General features: G+C 45.4%; 19 protein-coding genes and 5 tRNA genes. 22 read left to right on the forward strand and 2 right to left on the reverse strand.

The window, feature by feature from the left end:
- The first annotated feature begins 173 nt into the window (after positions 1-173).
- From nagB to FHQ23_RS06695, 17 genes are all read left to right on the forward strand, one after another.
- Complete coding sequence (gene nagB / locus FHQ23_RS06615; protein WP_139612089.1) at positions 174-977, forward strand: glucosamine-6-phosphate deaminase; 804 nt, start codon at positions 174-176, stop codon at positions 975-977.
- Positions 978-986: 9 nt separating this feature from the next.
- Complete coding sequence (gene nagA, locus FHQ23_RS06620) at positions 987-2,135, forward strand: N-acetylglucosamine-6-phosphate deacetylase (RefSeq protein WP_139613612.1); 1,149 nt, start codon at positions 987-989, stop codon at positions 2,133-2,135.
- Positions 2,136-2,275: 140 nt separating this feature from the next.
- Positions 2,276-3,499, forward strand: a complete 1,224-nt coding sequence (locus tag FHQ23_RS06625; protein ID WP_139613613.1) for an ROK family protein — start codon at positions 2,276-2,278, stop codon at positions 3,497-3,499.
- Between the two features lie 218 nt (positions 3,500-3,717).
- Positions 3,718-3,794 (forward strand) — tRNA-Met (locus tag FHQ23_RS06630).
- A gap of 11 nt (positions 3,795-3,805) precedes the next feature.
- Positions 3,806-3,890: transfer RNA gene (locus FHQ23_RS06635), tRNA-Leu, on the forward strand.
- Positions 3,891-3,916: 26 nt separating this feature from the next.
- Positions 3,917-3,991 (forward strand) — tRNA-Gln (locus FHQ23_RS06640).
- A 40-nt stretch (positions 3,992-4,031) separates the two neighbouring features.
- Positions 4,032-4,106, forward strand: a tRNA-Gln gene (locus FHQ23_RS06645).
- 25 nt (positions 4,107-4,131) lie between these two features.
- Positions 4,132-4,218, forward strand: a tRNA-Leu gene (locus FHQ23_RS06650).
- A gap of 126 nt (positions 4,219-4,344) precedes the next feature.
- Positions 4,345-5,055 carry a CPBP family glutamic-type intramembrane protease gene (locus FHQ23_RS06655; RefSeq protein ID WP_267963648.1) on the forward strand — a complete coding sequence of 237 codons (711 nt, stop codon included), beginning with the start codon at positions 4,345-4,347 and terminating at the stop codon, positions 5,053-5,055.
- Positions 5,056-5,147: 92 nt separating this feature from the next.
- Complete coding sequence (gene prmC, locus FHQ23_RS06660) at positions 5,148-6,467, forward strand: peptide chain release factor N(5)-glutamine methyltransferase (RefSeq protein WP_139613614.1); 1,320 nt, start codon at positions 5,148-5,150, stop codon at positions 6,465-6,467.
- A 21-nt stretch (positions 6,468-6,488) separates the two neighbouring features.
- Positions 6,489-7,298 (forward strand): SirB1 family protein, encoded by an 810-nt coding sequence (locus FHQ23_RS06665; protein ID WP_139613615.1) that lies wholly within the window; start codon positions 6,489-6,491, stop codon positions 7,296-7,298.
- Positions 7,299-7,367: 69 nt separating this feature from the next.
- Positions 7,368-8,312, forward strand: coding sequence for a 2-hydroxyacid dehydrogenase (locus FHQ23_RS06670; protein WP_139613616.1), 945 nt, complete (start codon positions 7,368-7,370; stop codon positions 8,310-8,312).
- Between the two features lie 3 nt (positions 8,313-8,315).
- Positions 8,316-9,509: a lipoprotein-releasing ABC transporter permease subunit gene (locus tag FHQ23_RS06675; RefSeq protein WP_139613617.1), complete on the forward strand. Its 1,194-nt coding sequence runs from the start codon at positions 8,316-8,318 to the stop codon at positions 9,507-9,509.
- Positions 9,510-9,521: 12 nt separating this feature from the next.
- Complete coding sequence (gene lolD, locus FHQ23_RS06680) at positions 9,522-10,220, forward strand: lipoprotein-releasing ABC transporter ATP-binding protein LolD (RefSeq protein WP_139613618.1); 699 nt, start codon at positions 9,522-9,524, stop codon at positions 10,218-10,220.
- Positions 10,221-10,232: 12 nt separating this feature from the next.
- Positions 10,233-11,486 carry a lipoprotein-releasing ABC transporter permease subunit LolE gene (gene lolE, locus FHQ23_RS06685; protein ID WP_139613619.1) on the forward strand — a complete coding sequence of 418 codons (1,254 nt, stop codon included), beginning with the start codon at positions 10,233-10,235 and terminating at the stop codon, positions 11,484-11,486.
- An 83-nt stretch (positions 11,487-11,569) separates the two neighbouring features.
- Positions 11,570-12,628 carry a 3-deoxy-7-phosphoheptulonate synthase AroG gene (gene aroG, locus FHQ23_RS06690; RefSeq protein WP_139613620.1) on the forward strand — a complete coding sequence of 353 codons (1,059 nt, stop codon included), beginning with the start codon at positions 11,570-11,572 and terminating at the stop codon, positions 12,626-12,628.
- Between the two features lie 191 nt (positions 12,629-12,819).
- Positions 12,820-13,038, forward strand: coding sequence for a DUF1107 family protein (locus FHQ23_RS06695; RefSeq protein ID WP_442805412.1), 219 nt, complete (start codon positions 12,820-12,822; stop codon positions 13,036-13,038).
- Between the two features lie 455 nt (positions 13,039-13,493).
- Here the strand turns inward: FHQ23_RS06695 and apbC are convergent, their stop codons facing one another.
- On the reverse strand, positions 13,494-14,609 hold the full coding sequence (apbC, locus tag FHQ23_RS06705; RefSeq protein WP_139613621.1) for an iron-sulfur cluster carrier protein ApbC: 1,116 nt from the start codon (positions 14,607-14,609) through the stop codon (positions 13,494-13,496).
- 321 nt (positions 14,610-14,930) lie between these two features.
- Between apbC and metG the strand changes: the two genes are divergently transcribed.
- From metG to FHQ23_RS06730, 5 genes are all read left to right on the forward strand, one after another.
- Complete coding sequence (metG, locus tag FHQ23_RS06710) at positions 14,931-16,967, forward strand: methionine--tRNA ligase (RefSeq protein WP_139613622.1); 2,037 nt, start codon at positions 14,931-14,933, stop codon at positions 16,965-16,967.
- A 74-nt stretch (positions 16,968-17,041) separates the two neighbouring features.
- Positions 17,042-18,034 (forward strand): catabolite repressor/activator, encoded by a 993-nt coding sequence (gene cra / locus FHQ23_RS06715; protein ID WP_139613623.1) that lies wholly within the window; start codon positions 17,042-17,044, stop codon positions 18,032-18,034.
- 264 nt (positions 18,035-18,298) lie between these two features.
- Positions 18,299-19,207, forward strand: a complete 909-nt coding sequence (locus tag FHQ23_RS06720) for an OmpA family protein (protein ID WP_139613624.1) — start codon at positions 18,299-18,301, stop codon at positions 19,205-19,207.
- Between the two features lie 104 nt (positions 19,208-19,311).
- Positions 19,312-19,908 (forward strand): 5'-deoxynucleotidase, encoded by a 597-nt coding sequence (gene yfbR / locus FHQ23_RS06725; protein ID WP_139613625.1) that lies wholly within the window; start codon positions 19,312-19,314, stop codon positions 19,906-19,908.
- 66 nt (positions 19,909-19,974) lie between these two features.
- The gene (locus FHQ23_RS06730) at positions 19,975-21,330 is read left to right on the forward strand and encodes an anti-phage deoxyguanosine triphosphatase (protein ID WP_139613626.1); all 1,356 of its coding nucleotides are present in this window, start codon (positions 19,975-19,977) and stop codon (positions 21,328-21,330) included.
- 209 nt (positions 21,331-21,539) lie between these two features.
- On the opposite strand, the gene mnmC is transcribed toward FHQ23_RS06730, so the two are convergent.
- A complete protein-coding gene (gene mnmC / locus FHQ23_RS06735; protein ID WP_139613627.1) occupies positions 21,540-23,597 on the reverse strand; it encodes a bifunctional tRNA (5-methylaminomethyl-2-thiouridine)(34)-methyltransferase MnmC2/FAD-dependent 5-carboxymethylaminomethyl-2-thiouridine(34) oxidoreductase MnmC1 in 2,058 nt (685 codons plus the stop codon).
- Positions 23,598-23,735 lie beyond the last annotated feature (138 nt).

The following is a 23,735-nucleotide window of genomic DNA, read 5'->3' on the forward strand; positions in this document are numbered from 1 at the left end:
CATAAAGAGTGTTTATATTGGCTTAATCCTCTTTTTATTGCAAGTTTTTTCTGCTTGTTTATTGGCTTGAAAACAATCTTGCTTTTCATTAAAAAAAATGATTAAATTGATTCAGTTTTATAGACTGTTTAATTTAATCGCGATAATTAATAGATGATGTAAGGGAGAACAACATGAGACTAATTCCATTGAAAAATGCTGTACAGGTCAGCCGTTGGGCAGCTAGTTATATTGTAAAAAAGATCAATGAATTTCAACCGACAGCAGAAAAGCCGTTTGTGTTGGGGCTGCCGACAGGGAGTACGCCGCTGCAAACCTATAAAGAATTGATCAAACTGTATCAGCAAGGAAAAGTGAGTTTTAAAAACGTGGTCACGTTCAATATGGATGAATATGTCGGGCTGCCACAGGATCACGAACAAAGCTATCACACATTTATGTGGCAGAATTTTTTCAACCATGTGGATGTGCAGGCGGAAAATGTCAATATTTTGAACGGTAACACACCGGATCATGATGTAGAATGTCGTTTATATGAAGAAAAAATTCGTTCCTACGGCAAAATTCATCTGTTTATGGGCGGTGTCGGCAGTGATGGTCATATTGCGTTTAATGAGCCGGGATCATCGCTGAGTTCCAGAACGCGGATTAAAACCTTGACCGAAGATACACTGATTGCCAACTCGCGCTTCTTTGATAATGATCTGGCTAAAGTGCCGAAATATGCGTTGACGATTGGCGTTGCGACTTTGTTGGATGCAGAAGAGGTGCTGATTTTGGCAACAGGGCATAATAAAGCGTTGGCGTTACAGGCGGGTGTGGAAGGTTGTGTCAATCACTTATGGACGATTAGTGCGCTGCAAATGCACACTAAAGCAATTTTGGTGTGTGACGAACCGGCAACGCAAGAGCTGAAAGTCAAAACCGTCAAGTATTTTACCAATTTGGAAGCGGCTGAAATTGCCAGTGTGGCATAGGGGGAAATGATGCGTTATGCCTTAACCAACGGCGTGATTTACACGACAGACAAAGCACTGTATCAACATGCGGTGATTGTTAATAATGAATTGATTGAAGCGATAGTGCCGGAACAAGATCTTCCTGCTGAGATTGAGCGCGTTGATTTGGCTGGAAAAAACCTGAGCGCCGGTTTTATCGATCTGCAATTAAACGGTGCCGGTGGAGTGATGTTCAATTTGGATACTACCGTTGAAACCCTACACACCATGCAGCAAACCAATATGCGTTACGGCTGTACCAGCTATCTGCCGACCTTTATCACAGCGCCGGATGAGGGCATAAAAAGTGCGGTTGCGGTGATGCGTGAGTATTTGCAAGACAGTAACAATGCTAACCAAGCGTTGGGGCTGCATTTGGAAGGTCCTTATCTCAGCCTGGAGAGAAAAGGGGTGCATCGTCCGCAATATATTCGCCAAATTTCTGCGGAAATGCTGGAATTTTTATGTGCTAATAGCGATGTGATCACCAAATTGACGATTGCGGCAGAAAATGAAGCTGCTAAGTATGTGCAACGCTTTAGCGACAGCGGAATTTTGGTATCGATCGGGCATTCCAACGCCAATTATGATCTAGCGAAACAGCGGATTGATGAAGGCATCAGTTTTGCCACTCATCTGCACAATGCCATGTCGCCAATCAGTTCCGGGCGTGATATGGGCGTGGTCGGCGCAGTGCTGGAGTCGGATATTTATACCGGCATTATCGTGGACGGGTTGCATGTCACTTGGTCGAATATTCGTTTTGCCAAGCAGATTAAAGGCGAAAAATTGGTGGTGGTAACCGATGCAACCGCCGCTGCCGGTGCTGATATCGAATGGTTTGATTTTGTCGGCACCAAAGTGATTGTCAAAGATGGCAAATGCTACGACGAAAAAACCGGCAGCCTCGGCGGCTCGGCGATCACCATGATTGAATCGCTGCAAAATTTAGTGGAACAGGTTGGCATCGACTTGCTTGAAGCGCTGCGAATGTGTTCGCTGTATCCGGCGCGTGCGATTGGTGTTGACCGCACTTTGGGATCAATTGAAGTCGGCAAAGTGGCAAATCTTACCGTGTTTGATCACCGTTTCCAGGTGTCTGCTACCGCAGTCAATGGCGTATTGCACCACTATTAAAACAACTGATTTAGCAGTGCAAAAGTGCGGTATGCTGTTTTTGGCTACCGCACTTTTTGACATTATAAAGATTAAAACAGTATCAATCGATTAGAGATAGGATATAAAATAGCACGCGTGTACTCAAAACAAGGACAGTGATGAACCAACAAATACAAATAGTGAATGTTGATTTTGTGAAACAAGCAAACGGTGCATTGGTGTACCGTTTGATCGATCAACACGGGCCGATATCACGGATTCAGGTGTCGGAAATGAGTGGTTTAGCTGCTGCTAGCGTCACCAAAATTACACGCAATCTGCTGCGCTTAGGCTTAATCAAAGAGGTGGCACAGCAGCAATCAACCGGTGGACGACGGGCAACCTCGATTGTGGCGGAACGGCAACAATTTGTCTGCCTTTTGATCCGTTTGGGGCGCACCAGTGTCACAGTCGCGGCAATGAATCTGGCAACCGAAATACTGTTTAAACGCAAATATCAGCTGCAAACTGAGCAGACAGTTGAACAACTGGAGCAATATTTGTTGAAGCACATTCGTGAGTCGCTGTCAGAATTGCAGCAGAATGATTATCAGATCATCGCCTGTGGCATTACGGTCCCCGGTTTTGTGGATCAACAGAGCAACACGATTCGCTTTATGCCACAGCTTAATCTACAAAAACCATGGAAACTGGCAGAATCTATTCAACAGTTGATCCAGCTTCCGGTGTTTATCGGGCATGATGTACGAGCGTTGGCGTTGGCAGAGTCCTATTTTGGCAAAACTCGTGAAACCAGCGATTCGCTGCTGCTGCGTATTCATCGTGGCGTTGCCGCTGGCATCATCTTAAATCGTGAGCTGTTTAGCGGCAGTAAAAATAATCTGGGTGAAATCGGGCATACTCAAGTCGATCCACTCGGCAAACGTTGCAAGTGCGGTAATTTCGGTTGCTTGGAAACGCTGGTTAGCAATCAAGCAATTGAAGACAGTGTGCGTGAGTTGCTGCAACAAGGGCATCACTGCGATGGTGTGACCTTACAGAATTGTCATCTGGATACCATTTGTGCCGCCGTGAACCAAGGCGATCCACTACTGGTGGAATTGTTTCAACGGATCGGGAAATATATCGGGCAAGTATTGGCGGTATGTATCAACGTGTTAAATCCAGAGAAAATTATTCTTTCCGGGCAAATAACGCAAGCGCAACAGGTGCTTTTTCCGGCGATTGAAAAAGCGCTGCAAGCAATGGCATTGTCGGATTTTGTGCAAAATACCGCACTTGAAGCCTCAGAATTGGCACACGACGATATTATTGGCGCCTTTGCCTTGATTAAACGTGCGCTTTGGAACGGCGAGTTATTGGTGCAATTATTAGAAGACTAGGGTCTATAGCTCAAATTATAAACAAACATCAATAGACCCTAAATTAAGCGCTGAATAATTTTTGCTGGTAAATTGCACGAATAGCAATTAAACTGCTCAATCTGTGTCCGAATAAATTAAAAAAGCACTTTTTTAATAAAAAACGGTTGACGAGCAAGGGCGATATTAGCATAATTAGCCCCGCAAAACCGATGAGGTGAACGCAGAAATAATTGAATGGCTATGTAGCTCAGTTGGTTAGAGCACAACACTCATAATGTTGGGGTCACAGGTTCGAATCCCGTCATAGCCACCATATTTATTTGCGCGGGAATGGCGAAATTGGTAGACGCACCAGATTTAGGTTCTGGCGCCGCGAGGTGTGTGGGTTCAAGTCCCTCTTCCCGCACCATTCATCAGATTTGCAATGTCATAGATTGGGGTATCGCCAAGCGGTAAGGCACTGGGTTTTGATCTCAGCATTCCTAGGTTCGAATCCTAGTACCCCAGCCATTCGACTAATCTATATCAAATAACTGAATTTTTATTTTATTGGGGTATCGCCAAGCGGTAAGGCACTGGGTTTTGATCTCAGCATTCCTAGGTTCGAATCCTAGTACCCCAGCCATTAAACAAAAAATTCAACCCAAATTGCGGAAGTGGCGAAATTGGTAGACGCGCTAGGTTCAGGTCTTAGAGCCTTAACGGGTGTGGGGGTTCAAGTCCCCCCTTCCGCACCATCTTTTCTTGTTTAAATCCTGTAATAGTCTAATTTTTTGTAGCATGTTAAAGACTTATTTATAGAATCCTGCTATTAATTTTACCGAGGTAACGTGATAAATCATCATAATAAGAAACTTACCAACTTGACTTGGTGGGATGTATTAGTCCTTACTATTATTATGTTTTCTATCGCTATTTATAACTCATTAATCATTTATGTTGATTTAGCAGATAAACAAATTGGGGAAGAAATCGAATTCACTAGTAATATGAACTGGGATAACTTGGGTGTTCAGGCTGTATTACTCGCCCTTGCAATGTGTTATCTTCGACTACGCAACTTTAATTTTGCCCAATGGACCATCTCCATTAATTTAAAAGCCATTGTCCAAGGTGTCGGAATTTTCTTAGCCGTTGCGCTAGCCATGGATATGTTCTTTATGGCTTGGTCTTACATCATTCCATTTCCAGTAAGTGAAGAAAGTGTCGACCTATCAAGCGCTTATACAGTGCTGCCTAAGATAGATCTTTCCCTCTTGCTTTATGCTGCATTAAATGGTTTTTATGAAGAAATATTTTTCTTAGGGATTTGCCTAGCCGTTGCTCGACATCAACGATGGTTATTTATTCTATACGCCTTGCTGATTCGCTATGCTTTTCACACCTACCAAGGGCAAGCAGCGGCTGTTGGCATCGCCTTAGTTTTAGGTGGCAGTTATTATTTTCTTTATAAAACCATACGCCCAAAAAATCTCTTCCCTTTCTTTCTAGCACATGCGCTTAGTGATGTATTCGGTGTTGGGATTCTGACTTACATAGCAAGTTTAAATTCCTCTCGCGACTTTGCCTCATAAAATATCTTTGTCAGCAGTCTACAGCGGGTTTTATATCCGCCTATTTTTGGAGCGGTAACAAGTGTTACCAACAAAGTTAAATGGATAACATGATGAAAAACAAGCAAATCCAAGCATATTGGCAACAGTATTGCCAGCGGAATAATATTGTTGCAGAAGCGGAGAGTTGGGCATTTGCTGAAGAGTATGCCGATTATCTTTTAGCTTTAGTGATGGCCGGACAGAAAACGGCGACTTGTGATGCCAAAGCAAGTTATCTTCATGATCGAGAACCGCTTCCTCGTGTCGGAGAATTTAAGATTATTTTGGATAGTCGGCAGCAGCCGGGGGCCATTATTAAGTTATCTTCTGTGGAAGAACTGCCGATGAATCAAGTTTCTGAAGCTTTTGCGTTAGCTGAAGGCGAGGGGGATTATGCCACTTGGTATCGAGTGCACCAAGACTATTTCACTGGCAGTTTATCGGAGATAGGAATAACTTTCAGTGACGATTTAACGTTGGTTTGTGAGCAATTTGAAGTCTTGGATCTTGCTCCGCTAAGCTATCAACAATGGCTTGATTTTGCACAGAGAACGCTGACAGTAAGTGAGAGTGCGAAGTTGGATAGCCAGTTATTACTGCAACATCTCAGCGGAAAAAGTCGCTCCTTTATATTGGCATTTGGAGAAACCCTGTTAAGCATGGCTGAAATTCAGCAATTGACCGCACTTTTATTGCGTCGTTTACAAGGTGAGCCGATGGCGTATATTTTAGGTGAAAGGGAATTTTGGAATTTAACGCTAAAAGTTTCGGAACATACTTTGATTCCCCGCCCTGATACCGAGATATTAGTAGAGCAAGCCTTAGCACTTGCCGCTGAACGGATTACACAAAGTGCGGTCAAAGCGTATCATATTTTAGATTTAGGCACCGGCACCGGCGCAATCGCTTTGGCACTGGCAAAAACATTGCAGCAGCAATTTAGCCGACATTGCAATATTCATGTGACAGGGTTGGATAAAATTCCACAAGCCATTGAGCTGGCAAAAGAGAATCAAAGGTTGAATGGTGTTGAAAATGTCACATTTTTGGTAAGTGACTGGTTCAGTGAACTCGCGCCGGAATCGCAGTTTGATATGATTGTCGGCAATCCGCCGTATATCGATCAAGCCGATCCGCACTTGGCACGAGGCGATGTACGTTTTGAACCGCTGACGGCGTTGGTTGCTGAGCAGCAAGGATTAGCGGATTTAAATCGGATTATTCAACAAGCAAAACCGTATTTACAACCCAGAGGTTGGCTATTGCTGGAACACGGTTGGCAGCAAGGGCAACAAGTGCGGTCGTTATTTGCAAAAAATGGTTGGCAACAGGTTGAAACTGTGAAAGATTACGCTGATAATGACCGAGTGACTTTGGCGCAATTGGTGTAGTGCTATCAAATAGGAAGCGAAATGATAATACTGGATGAGGAAGAGCGAACTTTACAAAAAGCTTTGATGGTGAGAATGGTCGAGCTTTATAAGGTGGTGAATGAAAACCCAAAAAGCAGCAGTATTTGGGGGCGCTTGGGACATATGGTGCGTAAAGTTCATCTAATGATTGATAAAACCCAAGATGCTAAAATGCAAATTCATCAACTCCTGCAATTGGTGTATGGTGAATGGGGATTTCACTGCAATCCCAATAATCACTTTGCCGCCGATGCAATGCTGATTGATCAATTGCTAGAGAAACAAAGCGGTACGGCTTCTAGCTTGAGTGCTTTGGTTTTATATTTGGCGGAGAGCTTGAATTTACCGTTGTTTCCGGTGAATTTTCCAACACAAGTGCTACTACGCGCCGATGTGAACAATGAAACTGCCTTTATTAATCCTTGGGATGGAGAATATATTTTCCACGACACTTTGGATAAGTGGATTGAAGGCTATGTCGGCTTTGGGCTATCTTCCTACAGTGATGAATTAGAAAAAGGCGACGCCGAGATTTTGCAGGAACATTTTGTGCAAAATTTGAAAAATGCTTTGATTCGTGAAGGGCGTGGCAGCGAGGCATTACGGCTAATTGAGTGGTGTCTGCGCCGTCAACCAAATAACCCGTACGAGATTCGTGATCGTGGCTTGGTGCTGGCAAGCATGGATTGTTACCATGCGGCGCTAGTAGATTTTGACTATTTTATCGAGCAATGTCCGGACGATCCGACTTCCGATTTATTGCGTGACCAATTACTTGGCGGCATGGTGCAGGAATATTCGATTCACTAGCAGCCTGTTGCCGTTGTTTGACGTATTGAATCTCTCAATACGCTAGCGTTTTAACCCAGTGAGTGACCTATGTTAAAAATTGTGCATTTAGACAGCAGTTCTTTACCGAAACACATTCCGATTCCGCGTCCGAATATTGAACATCAGTGGATCGCTTATGAGGCGACCGATCCGCAGCAAACGTTAGAACGTTTGCAGGGCGCTGATGTTGCCGTGACCAATAAAGTGGTGATCGACAAAACCTTGATGCAGCAATTACCCAAGCTAAAACTGATTGCCGTCACCGCTACCGGCACCAATAATGTCGATTTGGATGCAGCACAGGAGCTGGGAATTATCGTCAAAAATGTCGCCGGTTATTCGTCGGTATGCGTGCCGGAACATGTGATCGGCATGATTTTTGCCCTCAAACACAGCTTAATGGGCTGGTATCGCGATCAACTGACGGATCGTTGGGTAGATAATAAACAATTTTGCTACTTTGATTATCCGCTCACCGACGTGCGCAACTCAGTGATCGGTATTTTTGGCAAAGGCAATCTGGGCAGCGAAGTAGGACGTTTGGCAACGGCGGTCGGCATGCAAGTGCTGTACGCCGAACATAAAGACGCAGCCACTTGTCGCGACGGTTATACGCCGTTCAACGACGTGTTGGCGCAAGCAGATTTTGTCAGCTTGCATTGTCCGCTCACCCCGACCACACAAAATTTAATTAACGCAGAAACCTTGGCATTAATGAAAAAAGGGGCGTTTTTAATCAACACCGGGCGCGGACCGCTAGTGGACGAAAATGCCTTGGTGGCGGCGTTAAAGAGCGGTCATTTGGGTGGTGCGGCGATTGATGTGATGATCAAAGAGCCGCCGGAAAAAGGCAATGTGGTGATGGAAGCGGCAAAAGTGTTGCCAAATCTGCTGGTGACTCCGCATATTGCCTGGGCAGCAGATTCCGCCGTTGAAATTCTGGTTGGCAAAGTGCGCGATAATATCGAACAATTTGCCGCGAGTTTGAAATAAGCAATGGTGAGATTCCGTTCTGTACCGCTGTTTATTGCGTGGCGCTATTGGCGATCCAAAAGTGCGGATCGTTTCGGGCGTGTGGTTACTTGGCTTGGCAGTATCGGCATTGTGCTGGGCGTGATGGCGCTGGTGATTGTGCTGTCGGTGATGAACGGCTTGCAGCAACAACAAAAAGACAACGTGCTCAGCACTTTGCCGCATGCGGTGATTCAGCCTTTGGACCGCAACTTGGCGGCGGATTTCAGATTCAGCCAGTTGCCGCCGTTTGTGCAAAGTGCGGTTGGGATCAACAACAGCGACGTGATTTTGCAAAGCGCAACCGGCATTGGTGCAGCACGGATTATCGGCGTATTCGATTCATCGGACGATCCGGCTTTGGCGTGGGACGAGTTGGATTTGCCGCAACTGCTTGCGCCGAGTGATTACCATATTTTGATCGGTGCGGCGTTGGCAAACGAACTGAAGTTGCAAGTCGGTGACAAAGTGCGCGTGATGTTAGCGGCGAACAGCCAATACACCCCGTTCGGACGGGTGCCAGTGCAGCGCTTGTTCAGTGTTGCTGCGGTTCTCCATGGGGACAGCAGCAGCGATCAACGCCAAGTGTATGCCAATATCCAAGATGTCGGGCGCTTACTGCGCATTCCGCCGAATGAAGTGCAGGGCGTGCGCCTGTTTCTCGATGATCCGTTTAAAATTACCGAACTACCAGATTATTTTCCACCAAGCGAATGGAAAATCGCCGACTGGCGTGAACAGAAAGGTGAATTTTTCCAAGCCGTGGCGATGGAAAAAAATATGATGGGCTTGCTGATCGGGCTGATTATTGTGGTGGCGATTGCCAATATCGTGACTTCATTGAGTTTGATGGTGCTGGATAAACAGGGCGAAATTGCAATTTTGCAAACCCAAGGCATGAAAAAACGCCAAGTGATGCAGATTTTTATTTTTCAGGGCTTGCTGGTTGGCGTCATTGGCACTTGGCTTGGCTGCGGCTTGGGTTGGTTGCTGGCGGAATATATCAATCCGATTATCGGCGTGTTTAACCCAAGTGCAGTTGCTTTGCCGGTGCTGTTTGACGGCACGCAGCTGGCACTGATAGTGATCGCCACCTTGGGTTTAACCTTGCTTTCCACCCTTTATCCGGCTTATCGTGCAGCCAAAATTGAGCCAGCGGATGCGCTACGCTACGAATGATTGAGAGACGTTATGAACGAAATTTCGCAAACCGCACTTTTGGCGTGCCACGCCTTGAATAAGTCTTACCAAGAGGGTGATAACACAACGCAGGTGCTGAAAAATGTCAGTTTTTCAATGCAGAACCGCGAATTGGTGGCGATTGTCGGCAGTTCTGGCTCGGGCAAGAGTACACTGCTGCATTTGTTGGGCGGTTTAGATCGTGCCGACAGCGGTGAGGTGCTGTTGAACGGCGCAAACGTATTTGATCTTGCCGCCAATAAACTGGCGGAATTGCGCAACCGTTATTTAGGCTTTGTGTATCAATTTCATCATTTAATGGCGGATTTTACCGCACTTGAGAACGTGATGATGCCGTTGCTGATCGGCAAACAGAACAAGAGCGAAGCCAAAGATCGTGCCGAACAGATGTTAACTGCGGTCGGGTTGTCGCACCGCACTTCACACCGCCCGTCGGCACTGTCCGGCGGCGAACGGCAGCGGGTGGCGATTGCGCGGGCGTTGGTTAATCGTCCGGCATTGGTGCTCGCTGATGAGCCGACCGGCAATCTGGATCGCAAAACCACCGAAAGCATTTTTGAACTGATTCAACAACTGAACCAAGAACAGCAGATTGGTTTTTTATTGGTGACCCACGATATGAACCTCGCCAACAAACTGTCGCGCCGTATGGTGATGCAAGACGGCGTATTACGTGCCGACGTGCCGTAAGGATAGCGCAGCATGAATACTCCGTTTTTTATTGCCTGGCGTTATCAGCGTGGCAAACAAAACAACCGCTTAGTTAGTCTGATTTCGGCATTTTCTACGCTTGGGATTGCGCTGGGCGTGGCAGTGCTAATCATCGGCTTGAGCGCCATGAACGGTTTTGAGCGTGAACTGCGCCAGCGCGTATTGGCGGTGGTGCCGAATATTGAAATCAATGCTTATCAAGTGGCGGCCCAACCGAGCGAAATCCAAGACTGGCAAAATTTGGCACAACGTTTGGCTTCGCAGCCGATTGTGAAAGGGATAGCACCTTATGTCGGTTTCACTGCGTTGATTGAAAATGGCAGCCGCTTGAAAGTAGCGCAACTGCGTGGGGTGGACAAAACGTTGCAAGATGGTGTGAGCGCCATGGGGCAGTTTGTGCAGGATAATCGTTGGACAGAGTTCGGTGCACAATCGGGCTTGATTCTTGGTGCAGGTATTGCACGCGAATTGGATGTGAAGGTTGGCGATAGCGTGTCGTTGTTGCTTTCACAGGTCAGCGATAATATGGCGAACAGCCAGCCAAAACGGTTTCGCTTGCCAATCAGCGGTATTTTGCGTCTGGATGGACAACTGGATCATAGCTTTGCACTGTTGCCGATTGAAATCGCGCGGGACTATTTAGGCATGACCGCACAGCAGGCAAGCGGAATTGAAATCGCGCTGCACGATCCGTTTCAGGTTAATCAAATGGACTACAGCGGTCTGATTGACTATCCGCAGCAGCTGACTGCCACCAGTTGGCTTGGCAAATTCGGCTACATGTACCGTGATATTCAGATGATCCGCACGGTGATGTATATTGCGATGGTGCTGGTGATCGGTGTAGCGTGTTTTAATATCGTTTCCACCCTGATTATGGCAGTGAAAGACAAGCAGGGCGATATTGCAATTATGCGCACGCTGGGCGCCAATAACGGCTTTATCCGCCGTATTTTTATCAGTTATGGCTTGTTGTCGGGCATGAAAGGCTGCCTGATCGGGATTGTACTTGGGGTGTTGTTAGCATTGAATTTGACCGATATTATCAAGGCAATTGAAGCAATATTGCACACCCAAATTTTATCTGATGGCATCTATTTTATTGATTTTCTGCCAAGTGAGTTACATTGGACAGATATCGGATTGGTTTTGTTGTCAGCGCTGATTTTAAGCCTGCTCGCCAGTCTGTACCCAGCGGCACGGGCGGCGAAATTACAGCCGGCTGCGGTATTAAGCAGTTATTGATAAAATGTATCAATGAACTAGTTTACTAGTACAAAAAGACATGTTAAACTCGCACCAGATTTTTAATTAATTTAGGACAAAAAATGTATCAGAACGATGACTTACGTATTGCCAATATTCAACAGCTGCTGCCGCCGGTGGCGTTATTGGAAAAATATCCTGCCAGTGATATTGCGGTGAAAACCGTAGAATCGACCCGTAAAAAAGCGCATGAGATTATTCACGGCAATGATGACCGCTTATTGGTGGTGATCGGGCCTTGTTCGATTCATGATCCGCAAGCGGCCCTGGAATATGCGAAAAAAATTAAGCAAATGCGCGCCGAATTGGCTGGCGAATTGGAAATCATCATGCGGGTCTATTTTGAAAAACCGCGCACCACTGTCGGCTGGAAAGGCTTGATTAATGATCCGTATCTAAATGACAGCTACCAAATTAATGACGGTTTACGGATTGGACGCAAGGTGTTGTCGGATATCAACGATCTAGGTGTACCCGCAGCCGGTGAATTTTTGGATATGATCACGCCGCAATATGTGGCAGATTTCATGAGTTGGGGCGCAATCGGTGCGCGCACCACCGAATCACAAGTGCATCGTGAACTGGCTTCCGGTTTGTCTTGTGGCGTTGGTTTCAAAAATGCGACTAACGGCAGCGTGCGTGTGGCGCTGGATGCGATTGGCGCGGCAGAAGCACCGCACAATTTCTTGTCGGTCACCAAGTTCGGGCATTCGGCAATTGTGACCACCAAAGGCAATGATGATTGCCATATTATCCTGCGTGGTGGCGATAATAATACCAACTATGATGCTGAATCCGTAGCAAAAGTGTGTGCTGCGTTAGCCAAAGCAGGCAAAAAAGCGCATGTGATGGTAGATTTCAGTCATGCCAACAGCCACAAGAAATTCAAGGAACAGTTGGATGTTTCTGCCGATGTTTGTCATCAAATTGCCAACGGTTCAACACAAATTTTCGGGGTGATGATTGAAAGCCATTTGGTGGAAGGGCGTCAAGATTTAGCCGTCGGTAAAGCGCTGGTTTACGGACAAAGCATTACCGACAGCTGTTTGGGTTGGGCGGATAGTGAGCAGGTTTTACGCGATCTGGCAAGTGCGGTCAAAGCACGCCGTTCCGGGAAATAATCGTGCAATAACATCATGATAAAATAGTGTGATCCACTTCAAAAGAGCGGTTAATCAATGAGATTAAACCGCTCTTTTTGTATAAAATAAAAATGAACCAACGTTCATTTTAGTAGTCCAACGTAGTGCAGCATGCAAATTAATAAGATAAAAATTAATAAAATAAACTAGCGAAATTTGTAGGAGCTATTATGCAGATCAGAGTATTTCAACGCTACAATCCTTTCCAAATTGCCCGTTACGTCAAAATCCTGTTTTCTGGTACTTTTTTTATTCAAGGCATCGGTCTGTTTGAATTTCAGCAAGGCAAAATCGTACTGCCTAAAGTGAAAAATTTACGCAAATTCGGTGTGATGTCAGAAGTTAACCGACATATTAAACATCTGCAACAAGAAGCTTTGGCAACTTAACCTGTTTTAGCTGAAGTCAGAAACCCGTTACTCTGTTAGCGGGTTTTTTGTTATCAGCAGGACGGCACACTTAATTTTAACGTGACGTGGTTGTTACGAAGAAAGAACAGTGCGATATTGATGAAATACTAGGCAATATTATTGATTATACTTATTCAGTTGTGAGTGCTATTAAATTATCTGATGATTTGTATGAAAAAATTGATCTCATCGCTTTTACGTCCCTTGGGATTGGGCGCTCACGAAATGCTGGAATAAGAGAAACTTTTTGCCGTGGTTAGCGTATTATTTATGAGATAATTGATGATGGAGTATATATTACAACGATTATCCATAGTCGGCGATTGTACCCTATGACTGAGTTCCCCAACGTCTTGATAAACAATTGAAGTGTAGCAACTGCATTCTATATTTTGGAAATGCAGTTGCTGCATTGTTTTAGTGCTTAGCAAAAATCACTTCACTTCGCGAAACATAATCTCCGCCGGAATCACATTGCCTTGCCAGTATAGTTGGCTGGCGACGCTTTCCGCCAGTTGTAGGAAATATTGGCTGATTTCGTGCTGCGGTGCAGCAACGACTGTTGGCGTGCCGCGATCCAAATCTTCACGCAGACGGATATGCAACGGAATTTGCCCCAGCACCGAAATATTATATTTTTCTGCCACTTTTTGCGCACCGCCAGTACCGAAGATCGCTTCGTGCTGACCGCATTTGGCGCAAATATGTACGCTCATATTTTCAACAATGCCAAGCACCGGCACGGAAACCTTCTCAAACATCGCGATGCCTTTGACCGCATCCAGCAACGCAATGTCTTGTGGCGTGGTCACCACAATCGCACCGGTGACCGGAATTTGCTGCGACAGTGTCAGTTGAATATCGCCAGTGCCCGGTGGCATATCGATTACCAGGTAATCCAGATCTGGCCACCAGGTTTCTTGTAATAACTGGCTGAGTGCGCTGCTTGCCATCGGACCGCGCCAGATTGTGGCATTGTCAGGCGGCATTAAAAAACCGATCGAGTTGGCGCTGATACCGTGCGCTTCAATCGCTACCATATGCTTGTTATCCGGTGACGTCGGACGTTGATCGGCTGCGCCTAACATATGCGGAATAGATGGACCGTATACGTCAGCATCTAAAATTCCAACCCGTGCGCCTTGCGCTTTCAGCGCCAATGCTAGGTTGACCGCCGTAGTTGACTTGCCTACGCCGCCTTTACCGGAGGTGACTGCAATAATATTTTTCACACCGTTGACTGCTGGGTGATTGTTGGCACGCTTCAAGGTGGCAATTTGATAATTCAGTTGCCAACGGATCTGTTTGGCGCCGCTGATTTGCAATAAATCCGCTTCAAGTGCGGTTTTCAAACGTTCAAAACCACTTTTCCAGGCAAATGGCAGGGTCAGCTCAAGGCGTAGCGTGCTGCCGCCCAGTTCGATTTTTTTCAGGGCTTTCAGCTCGATCAGATTTTTTTGTAAAGTAGGATCGCTAAAGTTTGCAACCAGTTGTTCAACCTGATTTTTTTGCGTATCGCTTAATGTTGTCGCAGAGGAAAAGAGCTCCATGATAATTCCTTTATTTTTAGAGGGTTATATCAAATTTCAAGTAACATTCGTCTTGGCTATTTAAACATGCTTAAAGCGTGCTGTTAAGTGCTATTTGCTGAAATTATATAATTCGGGTATAACCGTGTCGGTATTTTTGCATAAACTGGCAAAATCGGAACGTTATAGTCTGTAATTAATCGGTTAAGTGCGGTTCGTAACTGGCAAAAGTGCGGTTGTTGAGGTAAGATTAGGCACTATTTTTTCATTTTTTATTGATGGATTTACTTGAAACCGCAATCGGTTTCCTGAACGTTTTATTACAAGGATTTCAAACCTATTATGCCAAACTCAGCCCGCAAAATTTTAGTGACCTGCGCCCTGCCTTACGCCAATGGTCCGATTCACTTAGGTCATTTATTGGAACATATCCAAGCAGATATTTGGGTGCGTTTTCAGCGGATGCGTGGGCATGAAATCCATTTCGTCTGTGCCGACGATGCGCACGGCACGCCGATTATGCTGAAAGCGGATCAAATGGGGATTACGCCGGAAGCCTTGATTGCGCAGGTGAAAAGCGAACATTGCGCCGATTTTGACGGGTTTAATATCAGTTTTGATAATTATCATTCGACCCACAGCGAAGAAAACCGCACATTGTCCGAAGCGATCTACACCAAGTTGAAAAGCAACGGTTTTATTAAAAGCCGCACTATTTCGCAACTGTATGACCCTGAAAAAGGTATGTTCTTGCCGGATCGTTTCGTGAAAGGAACTTGTCCGAAATGTAAATCGGAAGATCAATATGGCGATAACTGTGAGGTCTGCTCAGCGACCTACAGCCCAACTGAGCTGATTAATCCGCGTTCGGTAGTGTCTGGCGCTACACCGGTGATGAAAGAATCGGAACATTTTTTCTTTGATTTACCGAGTTTTGAAGCGATGCTAAAAGGCTGGATTTACTCCGGTTCGTTACAACAGGAAGTAGCGAACAAAATGCAGGAGTGGTTTGAAGCCGGTTTGCAGCAATGGGACATCACCCGTGATGCGCCATATTTCGGTTTTGAAATTCCGGATGCACCGGGCAAATATTTCTACGTTTGGCTCGATGCGCCGATCGGTTATATGGCATCATTCAAAAATCTGTGCGATCGCCAAGGCCTGAATTTCGACGAGTTTTGGCAAAAGGACAGCACAACGGAGCTGTACCATTTTATCGGTAAAGATATTATGTATTTCCACAGCCTGTTCTGGCCGGCAATGCTGGAAGGCAGTGATTATCGTAAGCCAAATAATATTTTTGTGCACGGCTATGTGACGGTGAACGGCGAAAAAATGTCGAAATCGCGCGGCACGTTCATACAAGCCGCAACTTATCTCAAACTACTCGACCCGGAATATTTGCGTTACTACTATGCAGCGAAGCTGAGTCATCGCATTGATGACTTGGACTTGAACCTGCAAGATTTCGTACAACGAGTGAATGCGGATATCGTCAATAAAGTGGTGAATTTAGCGTCACGCAATGCCGGGTTCATCCAAAAACGCTTTGACGGCAAACTGGCGGCAACGCTGGAAAATCCTGAATTACTGGCGGAGTTCAGCCAAGCGTCGGAAACGATTGCGAACTATTTTGAACACCGTGAATACGGCAAAGCGATCCGCGAGATCATGGCGTTGGCAGATAAAGCCAACAAATATGTGGACGACAAAGCGCCTTGGGTGATTGCTAAACAAGAGGGCAAAGATCAGGAATTGCATCAGGTCTGTTCGATGGGGATTGAGATGTTCCGCATTTTAATGGGCTATTTGAAACCGGTGTTGCCGAAATTGGCGGAGCGTAGCGAAGCGTTTTTACAAACTGAATTGACATGGAATAGCTTATCCACGCCATTGCTGGCACACCAAATCGCACCATTCAAAGCGTTGTTCAGCCGTTTGGATAATAAGCAAATTGACGAATTAGTGGAGCTATCGAAAGTGGAAAATGCGCAACTTGCACCGCCGACAGTAGAGAAAGCAACGGAAAAATCTGAATATGAACCGATTGCCGAGGCCATTTCAATTGACGATTTCGCCAAAATCGATCTGCGGGTCGCCAAAATTGTCAAAGCAGAAGCTGTGCCGGAAGCCAACAAATTGGTGAAACTGACTTTGGATATCGGCAGTGAAACCCGCCAAGTGTTTGCCGGGATCAAATCGGCCTATAAACCGGAAGATCTGGAAGGGCGTTTGACCGTGATGGTGGCGAATCTTGCACCGCGCAAAATGAAATTCGGTGTCTCCGAAGGCATGGTGTTGGCTGCCGGACCGGGTGGCAGCGATTTATTTGTGCTGACCCCTGATGACGGCGCCCAACCTGGAATGCGAGTGAAGTAATTGCTAGACCGCACTTTTGCTTGAAAGTGCGGTTTTGTTTTTAATGTTATACTTGCTGTAATCAAGGAAGAACAATGAAACTGGATGAAATTGCTAAATTAGCTGGGGTATCACGAACCACTGCCAGCTATGTTATCAACGGCAAAGCCAAACAATTTCGGGTTAGCGATCGCACCATTGATAAAGTGATGGCGGTGGTGAATGCGCATAATTTCAAACCGAATCCAGTGGCAGCTAGCTTACGTGCCGGACATACCAATACCATCGGACTGATTGTGCCGGATCTGGAAAATATCAGCTATGCTAAAATTGCGATGCGCTTTGAAGCTTTGTGTCGCCATGCCGGTTACCAACTGTTTATCTCTTGTTCGAACGATGACGCTGAAAACGAAAAAGCCTGTGCGATACAGCTTTTGGCAAGAAAAATTGATGCGTTGGTGGTTTCGACCGCACTTTCGACGAGTGATGATTTTTATCAACGGGTCAAAAATATACCGATTATCGGATTTGACCGTAAAGCCAATAATTTAAATAATATTAATATCTTATATCACGATCAGGAAGACAGTCGCCATTTGGCTGCACAGCTGCTGCAAAGCAGCCAACCGCAATCTATTCTCTATTTTGGTGCGCAGCGGCATTTTCCGATCAGTCAAGAACGGGAACTGGGTTTCCGCCAAGTGTTGCAGCAGCATACGTTGAACACTGAGTATTTATACGCACCGCACTTTAGCCGCGAATCGGCGATGCAAGTGTTTGGCGAATGGTTGCAACACAACTGTCTGCCGGATGTGATTTTTATTACCTCGCTTACCTTGCTACAAGGCGTATTTCAAGTGCTGCTACAGCAGCAGGGGCGGATCCCGCCACAGTTGACGATTGCGACTTTTGGTGATCAGCAGATGTTGGAGCTGCTGCCGAATCCAGTGATTAGTGCGGTTCAACCTTACCAAAAAATTGCCGAAAGTTTACTCAATGCAGTACAACAAACGACAGCGAAAAAGAAAAAGAGCGCTTTGAATTATCCGGTCTGGATTGAGCGTGAGATTTTTATTAAAACGGCATAATGTATATTTTTATGAATTTAAAGGCATAAATCACATTTTTTCATGCTTTTTGCTTGGCGATCAATCGATAAGAATTTAGAATAGATCGTTAAAACAATGCTTGTTTACAAAACAAACAAAAGTGCGGTCAACGATTAACATAATATCACTGTGATCGATAAATTTGGTTAATCAGATCCGCAATAAAAATTGTCGGCAAAAAGTGGTACCGACGTTTTGTTCATCAGATATAAAAATATCAACAATCAATAATTTAGGTCTTATATGAAGAAAATCGCGACGGTCTTGGTAATGGCATGGTTATGTAATGCTGGCGTTTCACAAGCCCAGCAGACCCCACTTTTTGAAAAATGGTCAACCTATACATCGCCGTTTTTGAATGCCACAGATTTGGATAAAAATTTGTCGCAAGTCATTTTTTATCGTGAAGCTGGTACCATCAACGGCCCTGCAGTGAATGTGTATGTTGACGGTGATTACCACACCTCACTGCAAGAAAACCAATATAAAGCGGTTTCATTATGTGCGCAAACGCACTTATTCAGCACGGCTTTCAGCAGCAGTGATAATCGGCAAATTAAAAGAGATAAAGGCGTTTATTATACCATTCCGTCGCAGCAGAGCAGTTTTATTAAAGTAGTATCCAATCTAAACGGAGAGCCGGAATTCCAACGGGTTGAGGCTGAAAGCGGTGAACAAGCAATTCGCAGTATGCCAACGCAGAAACAAACTCTTTCGCGGGTGATTGCACCGCACCACTGTAAAGAAAAAACGGTATTACAAAATTTTTCTTTGTCGGCACGCACTTTGTTTCAAACCAATAAAGCTGATTTGGCTGGGATGTATCCGGATGGAAAAAGTGAAATTAAAGCGCTGGCGGCAGATCTTAAGCGCTTAGATCAGCGCCACATCAGCCATATTGTCATCAGCGGACATAGCGCACCGGGTGAGAGCAAAGCCGCTAGTAAAAAGCTCTCGGCAGATCGCGCTAAAACCGTGTTGAGTTTGTTACAACAGCAAGGTGTACATTTCCCGATGGAAGTGATGGGTTACAGCTCTGAGCAATTGGTTGCCAAAGATTGTGCCAAACGAAATCCGAGCGATGCCAAAATGCGTGAAGCCTGCGATCAAGCGAATCGTCGAGTGGAAGTGACGGTTTATTCGATTCAATAAGGTTTAAAAATACCAAGAGAATCTCCCTTTTTCTGTATGTGATGACAAATTTGAATAACATACCGAGAAAGGGAGATTTTTGATTATAGAGGATTTATTTTTGTATGTTTACCACCAAAACCAGCCACTTTTTTGCCTGTTTGGATCGGCTGAAGCTGATCCAGCGCTGGTCGCTGATGCGAAATATCGATAAAGAGAATTTAGCGGAGCACAGTTTGCAGGTTGCATTTGTTGCGCATGCCCTTGCCGTGATTAAAAATAGATTTTTCGACGGCAAGGTGAATGCGGAGCGGATTGCATTGATTGCGATGTATCACGACAGCAGTGAAATTTTTACCGGTGATTTACCGACCCCGGTTAAATATTTTAATCAAGAGATCACTCAGGCCTACAAACAGATTGAAAGTGCAGCAGAAAAACATCTGCTGTCATTATTGCCGACTGAGTTGCAAGCGGATTTTGCACCGTTGCTATGTGCGGAATTGATTGATAAACAAGATAAACATATTGTGAAACAAGCTGACCTCCTTTGCGCTTATATCAAAGCCCGCACGGAATTGGAACACGGCAATCAAGAATTCGTACCGGCGCTGAAACGCTTACAAAGTTTGATGAGTGAGTGGAAAAGTGATGAAATGGAATATTTTTTAACCGTATTCGTACCGAGCTTTGGACGCGCATTGGACGAACTGACATGGTAATAGTGGCAAAGTGCGGTTTAACTGATTCGATGAAAAATACGGTGTGCAGCTAGATTAAGGAAAGCTATGACGATTCAAATTCAAAAAGCGTGGAAACAGCGTTATATCGATGATCCAAAACGCGAACACGATCATCGTTCGCCGTTTCAGCGTGATCGCGGACGAATTCTGCACTCGGCGGCATTTCGTTGTCTGCAAGCAAAAACCCAGATTCATGCTGTCGGCGAAAATGATTTTTATCGCACTCGCTTGACTCACTCGCTGGAAGTGGCACAAATTGGCAGCAGTCTGGCGGCGCAGTTGGGGTTGGTCGAACCGTTTCAAGCCCTTGCTGTTGAGTTAAACTGTGCCGAAAGCACGTTGCAAAAAGCGCTGAAACCGCTGTTGCCACCAATCAGTTTGATCGAAACACTGTGTTTTGCCCACGACATCGGGCATCCGCCATTCGGACACGGCGGTGAAGTAGCACTGAATTATATGATGGCACAACATGGTGGTTTTGAGGGCAATGCGCAAACCTTTCGTTTGATCACTAAATTGGAGCCTTACACCGAAAAAGCCGGCATGAATCTGACACGCCGTGCGATTTTAGGGGTGGTGAAATATCCTGCAATTTTGGATCAGGCGTCGCCGCAATATGCTGAGCTAGCAACGGCACCGCACTTAGATGATCCACGTTATATCAATATGCGTAGCTGGAAACCGGGTAAGGGATTGTTTCGTGATGATTTGGCGGTATTCGATTGGTTGCTTGCTCCATTAACTGCAGCCGATAAACAGGCGTTTTGCCGTTTTCAGCAGCCACGAAAGACTGCAGAAGATAGCTTAAAAACCGTCTATAAATCATTAGATTGCAGCATTATGGAACTTGCCGACGACATCGCTTATGCGGTGCATGATTTGGAAGATGCGATCGTGGTCGGCATGGTCAGCTTGCAGCAATGGCAGCAGGCGCATCAGCAGTTGAGCGCTTGCCAATCATTATGGATTCGACAAAATATCGATCAATTGAGCGAGAAACTGTTCTCCGAACACCACTATCAACGTAAAAATGCGATTGGAGCATTGGTGAACTATTTTATCACGTCGGCACGTTGGAAACTGAACCACAATTTGGAAGAACCTCTGCTGCGCTATAATGCCGAGCTACCGTCAGAAGTGGAACAGGTGCTGGCGATACTGAAAAAATTTGTGTGGCAAAATGTGATTTGCCATGTGGATACTCAACGGATTGAATACAAAGGGCAGCGGATTTTGTCTGAACTATTTCGCATTTTTGAATCGGATCCGCAGCGTTTACTGCCGCCGAATATGGTAAAGCGCTGGCAACGTGCGCTTGAATCGGATAAAAAGCGGGTTATCTGTGATTATATCGCCGGGATGTCAGATGCTTACGCCTTGAAAGTGTATCAGCAATTGTGATCAGCGGTGCGATAGGCAAAAAAAACCCTTCGAAATGAAGGGTAAAATATATTTGGAGTCATACTTTTTTAGGGTATTCGGCTATTATACTGAATAAATTTCACAAATCAATAACAAATGTGAAATATTTGCAGACGACTGATAAAGATTAAAATACATAATTTGAGTTATAAAAGTAGATACCAATCCAACAAACACAGCCGCTACTCTTATGTCAAAGGCGTTCCTTTCAATAATTTTCTGATCCAAGTGCGGTTTGGGCTGAGGGCTTGCAGGATGTCTTCACCCAGTGGAATCGGTTCGCCTAGAATTTGGCAGACTAACGCCTCTGCTAATAGTGGCGCTGAGGTTAAACCACGCGATCCGAGTGCGGCTAGCAGGTATAAATTGAGGTGATATGGTGCGGTAGAAATCGGTTGGCGACGCCGACGCAGGTTAAATAGATTGTGGTACACTTTGGCGGTTTGCTCGAAGTTTGGCACGCAGCCCATCATCGGAATGCGTTCACGGGTGCTGCAACGCACACCGATACGTGCTAAATTGTCATCGGTATTCACTTCCGTCAACCAGTCACAACCGACGAGATTTTGTCGTAGTTTGTCAGCGTTTTGCTGTTGTTCTGCGGCACTGAAAGTGCGGTCAGCACTATTTCTCAGGTGGCTGGCGCCAATGCAGTGGCTTTGCTGTGCCTGATCAACCGGTGTTAAATAACCGTCGTAGCAGAGTACCGCCTTCAGGTTTTTCAGTTTTTCCCCCGTCGGAATTTGACTGACTTGTCCGCGCACCGGGTAGAGTGGAAGTCGGGCGGTTTGGTCAAATTGGGTTATTTGATGACCATTAGCCAGAATCACTACCTGATGTTCAAACTGTACCTTTTGATCATTAAACAGCCTCCAGAGGTTATTTTCAGCTTGTAAACTGATAATCGATTGCTTGAAATGAATCGTCAGACCGCACTTTTGTAACTGTTTAAACCCATTTTGCACCAGTTGTTGCGGCGCCAGCCAACCGCCTTTGGGGATAAAAACACCGTCGCAATTTAACTCGATTCCGCTCAAGCGACTCAGCTCGGTTTGATCGCAAAAATGCAATAGATCTGCGCCCCACTGTTGTTCGATAATGTGGGCTAATTTTTGTTTGACCTTACAGTTGTACGCACAAATTGCGACACCTTGCCAGCCGGATTCGTACTCAAGACCTTGCTGTGCCAGATCTTGTAATTGTTGCAGCGCATAAGCGAAAGCGTAGGCGTAAAAGCGGCTGTTGCGCAGATCATCATCGCTGAGTTGTGGATAAATCGCACCCTGTTTGTTGCCGGAAGCGTTCATTGCCACTTGATCATCTTCGCAATATAGCGTGACTTTTAATCCTCGTTTCAGGCAGGAAAGTGCGGTAAACAGTGAAGCAACGCCGCCACCGATAATCGCGATATCTTGCACTGGGTTTATATTGTTGACCGCACTTTGGGCATAATACCAAGGGGTTGTGATGGCAGCAGCGGTATCAGTAACGGTATTAGTAACAGCAGAACAGCCCGGTTTATAGCCACACAGCATTTCCCGTTTATGGGCGAATCCTTTGCGTTTAGTCACCTTGAATCCGGCTTGCTGCAAGCCAATACGCACCGCACTGGCGGCAGTAAAGGTGGCGAACGTAGCATTGGATTTACTGTAACGATACATTGCATCATACAGACTTTGCGACCACATTTGTGGGTTTTTGCTCGGCGCAAAACCATCTAAAAACCACGCATCAATTTTTTGCAGCATATTATCGCCTAATAAAGGCAAATTCTCGTGAATATCGCCAAACCACAGATCCAGTGCGGTTTCGTCAAAATGCAGACGATAGCAGCCTTTTAAGTTAAACGGATAATGCTGTCGTAAACGCTGGCTAAGTGCAACAAACTCAGGAAACGCCTTGTGTGCTTGTTGCAATTGCTCCGGGCTTAGCGGGTATTTTTCAAAGGAAATAAAATAGAGGCGTTTTAAAATATGCTTGGGATATTGCTGTCGAAAACGGCGGAATAGCTGAGTGCAGGTGAAGAAATTTAACCCAGTACCGAAACCGCTTTCCGCCACGACAAAGTGCGGTTGTGCGTGCTGTTGCCAGCGTTGCTCCAATTGGTTTCCTTCCAGAAAAACATAGCGGCTTTCCGCCAGCCCATTGTGCGTTGAAAAATAGATGTCATCAAACTGTAATGAAATCGGGGTATCATCAGCTTGAAAAGCTAATTGTGGCGCTTGAGTTGTCAGTTTTTTATTCATGGCGGTCGATATTGATCTCAGATTTGTTGATAGCTGAATATGGTAGTACGCTATTTTAACCGTTATGAGAATAGAGATGTTGCGTTAAAATCATAGCAACGGCTTTTTGCATAAAAAATGTGCAAAAATGGTGACAGA

This window comes from Testudinibacter crocodili (assembly GCF_006228025.1).
Classification (GTDB): Bacteria; Pseudomonadota; Gammaproteobacteria; order Enterobacterales; family Pasteurellaceae; genus Chelonobacter.

Coding starts and splice junctions, on each gene's coding strand:
- nagB (WP_139612089.1), top strand. CDS start 174: ATGAGACTAATTCCATTGAAAAATGCTGTACAGGTCAGCCGTTGGGCA.
- FHQ23_RS06720 (WP_139613624.1), top strand. CDS start 18,299: ATGAAGAAAATCGCGACGGTCTTGGTAATGGCATGGTTATGTAATGCT.
- prmC (WP_139613614.1), top strand. CDS start 5,148: ATGAAAAACAAGCAAATCCAAGCATATTGGCAACAGTATTGCCAGCGG.
- lolE (WP_139613619.1), top strand. CDS start 10,233: ATGAATACTCCGTTTTTTATTGCCTGGCGTTATCAGCGTGGCAAACAA.
- lolD (WP_139613618.1), top strand. CDS start 9,522: ATGAACGAAATTTCGCAAACCGCACTTTTGGCGTGCCACGCCTTGAAT.
- mnmC (WP_139613627.1), bottom strand. CDS start 23,597: ATGAATAAAAAACTGACAACTCAAGCGCCACAATTAGCTTTTCAAGCT.
- FHQ23_RS06695 (WP_442805412.1), top strand. CDS start 12,820: ATGCAGATCAGAGTATTTCAACGCTACAATCCTTTCCAAATTGCCCGT.
- metG (WP_139613622.1), top strand. CDS start 14,931: ATGCCAAACTCAGCCCGCAAAATTTTAGTGACCTGCGCCCTGCCTTAC.
- apbC (WP_139613621.1), bottom strand. CDS start 14,609: ATGGAGCTCTTTTCCTCTGCGACAACATTAAGCGATACGCAAAAAAAT.
- aroG (WP_139613620.1), top strand. CDS start 11,570: ATGTATCAGAACGATGACTTACGTATTGCCAATATTCAACAGCTGCTG.
- FHQ23_RS06730 (WP_139613626.1), top strand. CDS start 19,975: ATGACGATTCAAATTCAAAAAGCGTGGAAACAGCGTTATATCGATGAT.
- cra (WP_139613623.1), top strand. CDS start 17,042: ATGAAACTGGATGAAATTGCTAAATTAGCTGGGGTATCACGAACCACT.
- FHQ23_RS06665 (WP_139613615.1), top strand. CDS start 6,489: ATGATAATACTGGATGAGGAAGAGCGAACTTTACAAAAAGCTTTGATG.
- yfbR (WP_139613625.1), top strand. CDS start 19,312: ATGTTTACCACCAAAACCAGCCACTTTTTTGCCTGTTTGGATCGGCTG.
- FHQ23_RS06670 (WP_139613616.1), top strand. CDS start 7,368: ATGTTAAAAATTGTGCATTTAGACAGCAGTTCTTTACCGAAACACATT.
- FHQ23_RS06625 (WP_139613613.1), top strand. CDS start 2,276: ATGAACCAACAAATACAAATAGTGAATGTTGATTTTGTGAAACAAGCA.
- nagA (WP_139613612.1), top strand. CDS start 987: ATGCGTTATGCCTTAACCAACGGCGTGATTTACACGACAGACAAAGCA.
- FHQ23_RS06675 (WP_139613617.1), top strand. CDS start 8,316: ATGGTGAGATTCCGTTCTGTACCGCTGTTTATTGCGTGGCGCTATTGG.